General features: G+C 70.2%; 9 protein-coding genes and 1 pseudogene. 5 read left to right on the top strand and 5 right to left on the bottom strand.

What is annotated here, in order from left to right; translation table 11 throughout:
* Positions 1 to 2159, top strand: a 2159-nt coding sequence (locus GA0115259_RS26890; RefSeq protein WP_107469268.1) for a glycoside hydrolase family 31 protein, incomplete at its 5' end; no start/stop codon positions are given.
* A 61-nt stretch (positions 2160 to 2220) separates the two neighbouring features.
* Here GA0115259_RS26890 and GA0115259_RS26895 read toward each other — a convergent pair.
* A complete protein-coding gene (locus GA0115259_RS26895; RefSeq protein ID WP_370748506.1) occupies positions 2221 to 2793 on the bottom strand; it encodes an NUDIX domain-containing protein in 573 nt (190 codons plus the stop codon).
* 61 nt (positions 2794 to 2854) lie between these two features.
* Here GA0115259_RS26895 and GA0115259_RS26900 point away from each other — a divergent pair, with 61 nt between their 5' ends.
* From GA0115259_RS26900 to glpK, 4 genes are all read left to right on the top strand, one after another.
* Complete coding sequence (locus GA0115259_RS26900) at positions 2855 to 3679, top strand: M15 family metallopeptidase (RefSeq protein WP_093601830.1); 825 nt, start codon at positions 2855 to 2857, stop codon at positions 3677 to 3679.
* 152 nt (positions 3680 to 3831) lie between these two features.
* Positions 3832 to 4179 (top strand): Mpo1-like protein, encoded by a 348-nt coding sequence (locus tag GA0115259_RS26905; protein ID WP_093601832.1) that lies wholly within the window; start codon positions 3832 to 3834, stop codon positions 4177 to 4179.
* Between the two features lie 234 nt (positions 4180 to 4413).
* Positions 4414 to 5172 carry an MIP/aquaporin family protein gene (locus GA0115259_RS26910; RefSeq protein ID WP_093601834.1) on the top strand — a complete coding sequence of 253 codons (759 nt, stop codon included), beginning with the start codon at positions 4414 to 4416 and terminating at the stop codon, positions 5170 to 5172.
* Positions 5173 to 5277: 105 nt separating this feature from the next.
* Positions 5278 to 6789, top strand: a complete 1512-nt coding sequence (glpK, locus tag GA0115259_RS26915) for a glycerol kinase GlpK (protein WP_093601836.1) — start codon at positions 5278 to 5280, stop codon at positions 6787 to 6789.
* A 141-nt stretch (positions 6790 to 6930) separates the two neighbouring features.
* Here the strand turns inward: glpK and GA0115259_RS26920 are convergent, their stop codons facing one another.
* From GA0115259_RS26920 to GA0115259_RS40610, 4 genes and pseudogenes are all read right to left on the bottom strand, one after another.
* A complete protein-coding gene (locus GA0115259_RS26920) occupies positions 6931 to 7539 on the bottom strand; it encodes a GTP-binding protein (protein WP_093601838.1) in 609 nt (202 codons plus the stop codon).
* On the bottom strand, positions 7520 to 7915 hold the full coding sequence (locus GA0115259_RS26925; RefSeq protein ID WP_093601841.1) for a DUF742 domain-containing protein: 396 nt from the start codon (positions 7913 to 7915) through the stop codon (positions 7520 to 7522). Before GA0115259_RS26925 ends, GA0115259_RS26920 begins: the two co-directional genes overlap by 20 nt.
* 10 nt (positions 7916 to 7925) lie before the next feature.
* Positions 7926 to 8369 (bottom strand): roadblock/LC7 domain-containing protein, encoded by a 444-nt coding sequence (locus GA0115259_RS26930; RefSeq protein ID WP_093601843.1) that lies wholly within the window; start codon positions 8367 to 8369, stop codon positions 7926 to 7928.
* A pseudogene (locus GA0115259_RS40610) lies at positions 8366 to 9237 on the bottom strand (histidine kinase); the annotation flags it as partial. The pseudogene GA0115259_RS40610 and the gene GA0115259_RS26930, both read right to left, overlap by 4 nt.

Genomic DNA, 9237 nt, shown 5'->3' on the forward strand with positions numbered 1-9237 from the left:
TCGCGCGCGCGGAGCTGCATGTGTGTGTGACGGTGGGCGGCGCCGTGTTCTGGGGCTGGGACGGCGCCGAGCCGCTGCCCTCGTACGCGCTCGCCGACGCACCGCCCGAGCCGGACACCCGGGCCGGGCTGGAGCCGGACACCGACGGCGGCTGGCGGGTGGTGTCGGAGCGGATGACAGTGGCGGTCTCACGCCACGGCGGTGTGGAGGTCCGTACACCGGGCGGTGTGGTGCTGCGCCGGGAGCTGCCGCCGCGCTGGTGGGAGCCGGTCGGCGGCGGTCCGGCGCGCTGGGTGCAGCGCACCGAGGTGGCCGCGGACGCGCGGTTCTTCGGGCTGGGCGGACGGGCGTCGGGGCCACGGCTGCGGGACGGTACGTACCGGCTGTGGAACACCGATCCCGGCGGAGACTTCGGTCCCGAGGACGATCCGCTGTATGTGACGATGCCGGTCCAGCTCGTGGTGGCCGACGGCGGGACGCATCTCGCGTTCCACGACAACTCCTGGGACGGCCGGGTCACCCTGCGGGAGGGCGAGGAGGGCGAGGGCTCGGGGCACGACCGGCCCGGCACGAGCGAGCTGCGGATGGACGGCGGGCCGCTGCGCTGCTGGGTGATGACCGGCACGCCCGCGCGGGTGCTGCACAGTTGGACGGCGCTGACCGGCGCGCCCACTCCCCCGCCGTCCTGGGCGCTCGGTCCGCAGCACGCACGCTGGGGCTTCGGCAGTGAGCGGGAGGTGCGGCGGATCGTCGCCGGCTACCGGGAGCGTGAGCTGCCGCTCTCCGCGGTCCATCTCGACATCGATCACTATGACGCGCATCAGGTCTTCACCGTCGACCGTGAGCACTTCCCGGATCTGCCGGGACTGGCGGAGGAGCTGCGCGCGGACGGCGTACGGCTGGTGTCGATCGTCGATCCCGCCGTGAAGGCGGAGCCCGGCAACGCGGTGTACGACAGCGGCGCCACGGCCGGAGCGTTCGTACGGGACGCGCGGGGACGGGATGTCCAGGGCGTCGTATGGCCGGGCGAGTGCGTCTATCCGGACTTCACGGATCCGGCGGTGCGCGAGTGGTGGGGCGGTCTGTACAAGGAGCGGCTGGCGCAGGGCTTCGCCGGCGTGTGGCACGACATGAACGAGCCGGTGTCCTTCGCTCCGTTCGGCGATACGACGCTGCCGCGTTCGGCCAGGCACCGGCTGGAAGGTAGAGGCGGAGACCACCGTGAGGCCCACAATGTGTATGGACTCACCATGGCGCGGGCCGGTTTCGAGGGCCTGCGACGGCTGCGGCCGGACGAGCGTCCGTTCCTCTTCTCGCGTTCCGGCTGGGCCGGTATGCAGCGGTACGGAGGCACCTGGTCCGGCGATGTGTCGACGGGCTGGCCGGGACTGCGGGCCTCGCTCTCGCTGGTGCTGGGCCTCGGGCTCTGCGGAGTGCCGTACTCGGGCCCCGATGTGGGCGGTTTCGACGGCAGTCCGTCGCCCGAGCTGTATCTGCGCTGGTTCCAGCTCGGCGCGTATCTGCCGCTGTTCCGTACGCACGCGGCGATCGACGCGGGACGCAGGGAGCCGTGGGAGTTCGGCCCTGAGGTGCTGGCACACGCGCGGGCCGCGCTGGTCGAACGGGAGCGGCTGCGGCCGTACTTCGTGACTCTCGCCCAGCTCGCCCGGCTCACCGGCGCGCCGTACGCGCGTCCGCTGTGGTGGGGCGCTCCGGAGGACCGGGCGCTGCGTGACTGCGAGGACGCGTTCCTCCTCGGGGACGCGCTGCTGGTCGCACCGGTGCTGGAGCGCGGTGCGGACCGGCGGGCGGTGCGTCTGCCGCGCGGACGGTGGTACGACACGGCCACGGAGCGGGCGTATGACGGGCCCGGTCAGGTGCTGCTGGACGCGCCGCGCTCCCGTATCCCAGTAATGGCGCGGGCGGGTGCGGTGATCCCCGTACAGGGCGCGGACGGCGGCCCGGAGCTGGAGGCATGGGCTCCGGCGGCGGGACGCGCGGGCGGCGGTCTGGTGGTGCGGGACCCTGGCGACGGCTGGGGTCGGGCGGAGGTGGAGCGGTACACCTCGCGGATGGTGAACGGTGAGGTCCGGGTATCACGGGTGACGGAGAACGGGCCGGTGGAGCCGGAGTGGCCGGTACGGGTCAGGGGACGGTGAGATGAGGGCGGAAAGGGTGGTGCCGGGCACCGGGGTCCCTCGCCGCCGGAGGTCCCTCGTGTCAGGCGCCTCCGGCGGTGTCGTAGCGGCCCGCGAACCAGGACCGTACGGCCTCGGTGTGCAGCGGGAACGCCAGCTGTGCCGGCGCGCGCAGAAGGTGCCAGCCCGATGTCTCCTCCGTGGGCCGGGAGGGCGGCAGCTGACCGGCCCGGCGCTCCGGAAGCAGACCGAAGAGCAGCAGATGGCCGCCTGGCGAGCTGAGCGCGTCGGCCAGCCGTACGTCCGCGCTGTCCGCCTCGATCCCGGTCTCCTCGCGCAACTCCCTTACGACCGCGTGCCGCCAGTCCTCGCCATGGTCGATAAATCCACCGGGCAGGGCGACCCCGCCGTACTCGGGCTCGATGGTGCGGGTGATGACGACCAGTCCGCCGCCGTTGTCGTCCGTCACCGGTGCCAGGGCGATGGCGACGGGCAGCGGATTGCGGTAGGCGGTGGCGCCGCAGGCCGCGCAGACACGGGGCCAGCCGGCCGTCGACGGATAGGGCGTGCCGCAGCTTCCGCAGTGGGAGAACGGCACGGGCCTCTTCCTCGGTTCTGATACGTGCTTGTCTGATACGTGCTGGGGCTCGGACACGCGCGGACTGTATCCGATCACTCTTTCCCTTGGTCCCCGGAGCTGATAGACGAAGGTGCCCATGACAAGACTTCAGTCCATGCTCCGTGTCCTGGCCGCCTCGGCCGCCTCCGTGCTGTTCACCGTCACCGCGCCCGCACCCGCCGCCCAGGCCGTACCCGAGGCGTCCGTGCCGGAGCCCTCCGCGCCGAAGGAGTTCGTGGCCCTGCGCTCGGTCGCGCCGACGATCATCCAGGAGATGCGCTATCCCACTCCGCACAACTTCCTGGGCGAGCCCGTGGACGGCTACCGGCAGCCGGTCTGTATCGTCACGCGCTCCACCGCCGAGGCGCTCCGCCAAGCACAGTCCCGTCTGCTCAGGCAGGGCTACTCGCTGAAGGTGTACGACTGTTACCGGCCGCAGCGGGCCGTCGATCACTTCGTGCGCTGGGCGAAGGATCTCCAGGACGAGCGGATGAAGACGGAGTTCTATCCGCGCGTCGACAAGTCGCGGCTGTTCGAGGACGGTTACATCGCGGAGAAGTCGGGACACAGCAGAGGCAGCACGGTGGATCTCACGCTCGTGAAGCTACCGGCCCGGCCGACCCGGCCGTACCTGCCGGGCGAGAGGCTGGCTCCCTGCTACGGCCCGAAGGCCGAACGGTTCCCCGACAACTCGGTGGACATGGGCACCGGCTTCGACTGTTTCGACACGCTCAGCCACACCGACGATCCCCGGGTCCAGGGCGAGCAGCGGGCGAACCGGCAGCTTCTGAAAGCGACGCTGGCCGAGGCCGGATTCACCAATCTGCCCGAGGAGTGGTGGCACTTCACCCATAAGCCGGAGACGTTTCCGGACACTTACTTCGACTTCCCGGTGGCCTGGCGCTCGGTCGTACGGAACTGACGGCAGGAAGGAACGCGGCGGCGAAGGGCAGGGCGACGGAATGAGCGGCGACGGACGGCCGGGACCACCCCCGTGGGCTCCGGCCGCCCGTCTCCGAGATGGACGCGGGAGTACCCGTATCCGGTTCTCGCATGAGCGGTTACGGTGCCTTTATGGCGCAACAGGAGTTTGATTCGTACGAGGAGTTCTGGCCCTACTACGTCGCCATGCACTCCAAGGCGGCGACCCGCTGGGTCCATCTGACCGGCACGCTCACCGGACTCGTGATCAGCGCCTATGGCCTGGCGCGCGGGCGGAAGCGGTATGCGGCGGCCCTGCCGCTGATCGGTTACGGGACGGCCTGGCCCGCGCACTTCTTCATCGAGAAGAACAATCCCGCCTCCTTCGGGCATCCGGCCTGGTCGCTGCGCGGCGATGTGCAGATGATCCGGATGATGCTGGCGGGCCGTGACCATGAGCTGGCCGAGATCGCGGAGAAGTGGCTCGCAGAGCATCGCTGACCACCGCCGGGCGCCTCGGTGAGCCATCGCGTGGGCCCGTCGCTCCGGCCCGCGGAACTTCACGTTCCGCACGTCCGTGTCAAGACCGTCCCTGAACAGCGCTTGCTGTCAATGACCTTGACGCTCCCTCACGAGCCGTGAACACTTCGCCGTCAGCGCCGCAGGTCGGCGCGCTCAGCACGCTCGTCGAGGAGATCCGGGGCGGACGGCCCCGGGCCAGATCTAGGAGCCGCTTTGAGCAATGGGGACATATTCGTCGGTGAGTTCATCGGAACGGCCATACTCATCCTTTTCGGCGCGGGAGTCTGCGCCGCCGTCACACTGCACCACTCCAAGGCGAAGGCCGCCGGCTGGGTGGCGATCGCCTTCGGCTGGGGCTTCGGCGTGCTGGCGGGCGCGTACACCTCCGCGCCGCTGTCAGGAGGCCATCTCAATCCGGCCGTGACCGTCGGTATCGCGGTCGACACGGGCGAGTGGGACAAAGTACCGCTCTACATTCTCGGGCAGATGACGGGCGCGATCCTCGGCGCGGTGCTGTGCTGGCTGACGTACTACGCGCAGTTCCGGGCCAACGCCGATGCCGCGTCGGCACAGCCGACGCTCGGTATCTTCGCGACGGCGCCGGAGGTCCGCAGCCCGGTGGCCAACGTTGTCACCGAGGTGATCGCCACGACCGCGCTGGTCCTGCCGGTTCTCGCCTTCGGCAGGAACGCGGGCATCGGCATCGGCGAACTCCCCGGCAACGCCGGTGTGTACGGCTCCGGGATCTCCGTCCTGCTGGTCTCGCTGCTGGTCGTGGGCATCGGTCTGTCGCTGGGCGGGCCCACCGGCTACGCCATCAATCCGGCCCGCGATCTGGGCCCGCGTATCGCGCACGCGCTGCTGCCGATCCCCAACAAGGGCAGTTCGGACTGGGGTTACGCATGGGTCCCGGTGGCCGGACCGCTCATCGGCGGGCTTCTCGCCGGAATCGTCTTCAACGTGGCGTTCTGAGCGCGGTCCCGAGCGGCACCGCCGCCGTACGCCGCCTTCCGTATGTCGCACACCGTACGCCGCTTCACGCACGCCGTTTTCCGACCGACCGATCAAGGGGACGTCATGACGGAGAAGTTCGTCGCCGCCATCGATCAGGGCACCACTTCGAGCCGCTGCATCATCTTCGGCCACGACGGCGCGATCGTCGCCGTCGACCAGCGCGAGCATCGCCAGATCTTTCCCAAACCCGGCTGGGTGGAGCACGACGCCGCCGAGATCTGGTCCAAGGTCCAGGCCGTGGTCGCCGGAGCCCTGGACGGGGCGGGACTGCGGGCCGATCAGCTCAGCGCGCTGGGCATCACCAACCAGCGCGAGACCACCGTCCTGTGGGACCGCGCGACCGGCAAACCCGTGCACAACGCGATCGTCTGGCAGGACACCCGTACCTCCGCGCTCTGCCATGAACTCGGCGGCGAGGACGGCCAGGACCGGTTCCGTGACACCACCGGACTGCCACTGGCCAGTTATTTCTCCGGTCCCAAGGCGGCCTGGCTGCTGGACGAGGTGCCGGGTCTGCGGCTGCGCGCCGAGCGCGGCGAGATCGCCTTCGGAACGATCGATTCCTGGCTGATCTGGAATCTGACGGGCGGCACAGACGGCGGCGTACATGTCACGGATGTGACCAACGCGTCCCGCACCATGCTGATGAATCTGGAGACTCTCCAGTGGGATCCGTCGATCCTCGCGGCGATGCGTGTGCCCGAGGCCGTCCTGCCGGAGATCAGGTCCTCGGCCGAGGTGTACGGGACGGCCGTCGGCCGGCTCGCCGGAGTGCCGGTGGCGTCCGCGCTCGGCGACCAGCAGGCGGCGGTCTTCGGCCAGGCCTGCTACGACACGGGCACCGCGAAGAACACCTATGGGACGGGCAGTTTTCTGCTGCTCAACACCGGTGAGCGGCCTGTGCCGTCCAAGAACGGGCTCATCACGACGCTCGGCTACAAGATCGGTTCGGCGGCGCCCGTCTACTGTCTGGAGGGATCGATCGCGATCACCGGAGCCCTGGTGCAGTGGTTCCGTGACCAGCTCGGTCTCATCCGCAGTGCCGACGAGATCGAACCGCTCGCGGCGAGTGTGGACGACAACGGCGGCGCTTATGTCGTACCGGCCTTCTCCGGGCTGTTCGCGCCGTACTGGCGCTCCGACGCGCGCGGAGTGATCACCGGTCTTACCGGCTATGTCACCAAGGCGCATCTGGCCCGTGCGGTGCTGGAGGCGACGAGCTGGCAGACGCGTGAGGTGGTCGACGCGATGTACCAGGACTCGGGCGTACGGATCACCACGCTGAAGGTGGACGGCGGGATGACCGCCAACAATCTGCTGATGCAGCATCAGGCGGACGTGCTGGGCGTACCGGTGATCCGGCCGAAGGTCTCGGAGACGACCTGTCTGGGCGCGGCGTACGCGGCGGGGCTCGCGACCGGTGTCTGGTCGGATCTGGACGAGCTGAAGGCGCACTGGCAGCGTGATGCCGACTGGTCACCGCAGATGGCGGCGGAGGTGCGCGAGCGCGAGTACGGCAACTGGCGCAAGGCGGTGGAGCGCAGCTTCGGCTGGCACGAGGAGGCGGCCCGGTAGACCGTCGCGCCCGCCCGCGGCAGACCGTACGGCCGCGGGCGGGACGTACCGTACCGGCCTGCGGGCGGGGCGTACGGCCACGGCCTGGAGCACACGGCCGCAGCGGTACGAGGCGGCCTCGGCCCGTACCGCTCCGTCCGCTCAGGTGCTGACGGCTTGTGCGCGTTGCAGCGCCGCGCGCGTCATGGCGTGCTCGACGACCGTCACCAGGACCTCCTTGACGGACTCGCGCTCGCGCGCGTCGCACATCACCAGCGGGACCTCGGGATCCAGGTCGAGCGCCGCCCGTACGGTCTCGGCCGGGAACAGGCCCGCGCCCTCGAAGCAGTTGACGGCGACGGTGAACGGGATCGCGCGCCGCTCGAAGTAGTCGACCGCCGCGAACGAGTCCGCCAGACGCCGGGTGTCGGCCAGTACGACCGCGCCCAGCGCGCCCTGGGCCAGTTCGTCCCAGAGGAACCAGAAGCGGTCCTGGCCCGGAGTGCCGAAGACATACAGCACCAGATCCTCGCGCAGGGTGATCCGGCCGAAGTCCATGGCGACCGTGGTGGTCGTCTTGCCCTCGACGCCGTCGACATCGTCGACGGGCCGGCCCGCCTCGCTCAGCATCTCCTCGGTACGGAGCGGTCTGATCTCGCTGACCGCGCCCACCATGGTGGTCTTGCCCACGCCGAAGCCGCCCGCGACCAGAATCTTCAGCGTCACCGGCTCGACCGGACGCTGCCGCTGGCTAGAGCGCCCGTAGACCATTGATCACCTCGCGCAGAATGTTCACGTCCGGCAGCTCGGCCGGCGGAACGGGACGGGTTACATGCACGATCTCGCTCTCGACGAGATCGCCGACCAGTACCCTGACCACCCCGACGGGGAGGTCGAGGCTCGCCGCCAGCTCGGCGATCGACTGGGGGCTGGCGAGACAGCGTTCCACGATCTCCACATGTTCGGGAGAGAGCGTCTGGTCCCGGGCGGGATCGTCGGCCGCAGGTTCGGGGACGACGAGCGCGATCAGGTCGAGCCGGTGGCGCGTCCCGCTGCTGGTGCGGCCACGCGTCATCGCGTACGGGCGTACTACCGGTCCGGCCTCGCCGTCGAACCAGTGCTGCGGATCCTGACCTGCGTCACTCATCCCAGCCCACTCACCCTCCGGCGGGCAGACCGGTCCGGGGCGCCGTGCCGAGATGGACACCGACGCGCTTGACCATCAGCGTCATCTCGTAGGCGACCTGACCGACGTCCGAGTCCGCGTCGGAGAGCACGGCCAGACAGCTTCCGTCGCCCGCCGCGGTGACAAAGAGGAACGCGTCGTCCAGTTCCACGACGGTCTGCCGGACACTGCCCGCCTCGAAGTGCCGGCCCACACCCTTGGCGAGGCTGTGGAATCCGGAGGCGACGGCCGCGAGATGCTCGCCGTCCTCACGGGTGAGGTCCTTGGACGTGCCGGTGGCGAGGCCGTCGCCGGAGAGGACCACGGCCTTGCGGATGCTGGCGACCCGCTCGACGAGCTCGTCGAGGAGCCAGTTCAGCTCTCCCGAGCCGTTGGGGTCGGTGGAGTTGCGTACTGCGGCGTTCGGTGCGGTCATCGACCGTCCCCCTCCGATGTGGTTCCTTGTGTATCGCCGGGGCCGGTGGAGTCCTCGGCATCGTTCTGCCGACGACCGCGCTGCCAGCCCCGTTGGAGCGAAGCCATACGGCTGCGTACTTCGTCCGCGTCCCGTTCGGTGTCGTGGGACGCGGCCGACGCCTGATCAGAGGAGCGGTCCGGCGTGATGTCCCGCAACTGAGGAGCGAGGCTGGCCTGCCGGATACGGCGGGGCAGACCGTCAAGCAGAGGCGGGGCCTCTTCGGTGGTTCGCGAGGCACCCGAACCGGCAGGCCGCGAGGCGCCGGAAACGGACGGCTGTGCCGGTACGCCGGACCAGGTGCGGCCCGTGCCGCCTGCGGTCTGTTCCCGCGCCTCCCGGGCATCCCGTGCGGAAGACGCACGGCCCGCCTCGTCCAAACGCCGGCCGCGGTCCACGACCAGTGTCGGAGGCTTGCGGCGAGGCAGGCTCACCGCATCTCCTCCGGAGCGCTGAGGCCCGGGATCCGCGGTCTGCTGGTGCTGTTCGTGGAGTCCGCGCGGCTCCTGGGCCGCGCGGCCGTCACGCCGGTCGCGGAAGTCCCGGCCGCCGTCGCGCGCATCCCGTACATCGCGCACGTCCCGTACCTCACGTGTCTCGCGTATGTCCCGGGCGTCCCGCGTGTCCCTCGGGTCACCGCCGGAGTCACGCAGATGCTCACGGGCGCGGAACAGCCCGCCGCGCTCGCTCTCGGTGTCGTCGAGATCGGCGATGCCGTCACCTCCGCCGAGAATGCCGTCGCCGCCGAGCACAGGGCCGCTCTCGATGCCCAGGGTGCCGACCGGCGCTTCCAGTTCGACCGGGCCGTCGAGCACGGACGGGCCGCTGC

The organism is Streptomyces sp. MnatMP-M17 (genome assembly GCF_900091995.1).
Classification (GTDB): domain Bacteria; phylum Actinomycetota; class Actinomycetes; order Streptomycetales; family Streptomycetaceae; genus Streptomyces.